We start from the raw sequence: 1,728 nt of genomic DNA, 5'->3' as shown, positions 1-1,728 counted from the left end.
TCTGATTTTTGATTGTTGATTCCTGATTTTTGATGTTTTCACATCTTAAATCCCAAATCTTAAATCTTAAATCCTAAATCGTTATCTTTAACTTAAATTGTATTATTTGAACTAACAGCAAGAGTAATATAATGTCTTTATTTGTTTCCACTTCGACTTTTCGTCTTCTTTCCCTAGCGTGTATTACTACTAACACTAAGGCTCTAGAAAGGAGGTGTTCCAGCCGCACCTTCCGGTACGGCTACCTTGTTACGACTTAGCCCTAGTTACCAGTTTTACCCTAGGCAGCTCCTTGCGGTCACCGACTTCAGGCACCCCCAGCTTCCATGGCTTGACGGGCGGTGTGTACAAGGCCCGGGAACGTATTCACCGGATCATGGCTGATATCCGATTACTAGCGATTCCAGCTTCACGGAGTCGAGTTGCAGACTCCGATCCGAACTGTGACCGGTTTTGTAGATTCGCTCCTGGTCGCCCAGTGGCTGCTCTCTGTACCGGCCATTGTAGCACGTGTGTAGCCCAAGGCGTAAGGGCCGTGATGATTTGACGTCATCCCCACCTTCCTCTCAGTTTGCACTGGCAGTCTCGTTAGAGTTCCCGACATGACTCGCTGGCAACTAACGACAGGGGTTGCGCTCGTTATAGGACTTAACCTGACACCTCACGGCACGAGCTGACGACAACCATGCAGCACCTTGTAAATTGTCTTGCGAAAAGTCTGTTTCCAAACCGGTCAATCTACATTTAAGCCTTGGTAAGGTTCCTCGCGTATCATCGAATTAAACCACATGCTCCACCGCTTGTGCGGGCCCCCGTCAATTCCTTTGAGTTTCATTCTTGCGAACGTACTCCCCAGGTGGGATACTTATCACTTTCGCTTAGCCACTGAGATTGCTCCCAACAGCTAGTATCCATCGTTTACGGCGTGGACTACCAGGGTATCTAATCCTGTTCGCTACCCACGCTTTCGTCCATCAGCGTCAATCCATTAGTAGTAACCTGCCTTCGCAATTGGTATTCCATGTAATCTCTAAGCATTTCACCGCTACACTACATATTCTAGTTACTTCCTAATAATTCAAGTCTAGCAGTATCAATGGCCGTTCCACCGTTGAGCGATGGGCTTTCACCACTGACTTACTAGACCGCCTACGGACCCTTTAAACCCAATGATTCCGGATAACGCTTGGATCCTCCGTATTACCGCGGCTGCTGGCACGGAGTTAGCCGATCCTTATTCTTACAGTACCGTCAATCTTCCACACGTGAAAGGGTTTCTTCCTGTACAAAAGCAGTTTACAATCCATAGGACCGTCATCCTGCACGCGGCATGGCTGGATCAGGCTTGCGCCCATTGTCCAATATTCCTCACTGCTGCCTCCCGTAGGAGTCTGGTCCGTGTCTCAGTACCAGTGTGGGGGATCTCCCTCTCAGGACCCCTACCCATCGTTGCCTTGGTATGCCGTTACCATACCAACTAGCTAATGGGACGCATGCTCATCTTTCACCGATAAATCTTTAAATACATCTTGATGCCAAGTCGTATTACTATAAGGTATTAATCCAAATTTCTCTGGGCTATCCCTTTGTGAAAGGTAGATTGCATACGCGTTACGCACCCGTGCGCCGGTCTCTAATTCCGAAGAACTATACCCCTCGACTTGCATGTGTTAAGCCTGCCGCTAGCGTTCATCCTGAGCCAGGATCAAACTCTTCATCGTATATTGT

At 48.0% G+C, this 1,728-nt stretch carries 1 rRNA gene; it reads right to left on the bottom strand.

The features are described 5' to 3' along the window. Nucleotides 1–207: 207 nt before the first annotated feature. Nucleotides 208–1,721, bottom strand: a 16S ribosomal RNA gene (locus tag IWX84_RS15285). Between the last annotated feature and the right edge of the window lie 7 nt (nt 1,722–1,728).

Origin of the sequence: Flavobacterium sp. CG_9.10 (assembly GCF_015752245.1) — a bacterium.
In the GTDB taxonomy this organism is placed as follows: domain Bacteria; phylum Bacteroidota; class Bacteroidia; order Flavobacteriales; family Flavobacteriaceae; genus Flavobacterium.
The sequence above is the reverse complement of the archived record's forward strand: the minus strand, read 5'-3'. Positions and strand labels throughout refer to the sequence as shown.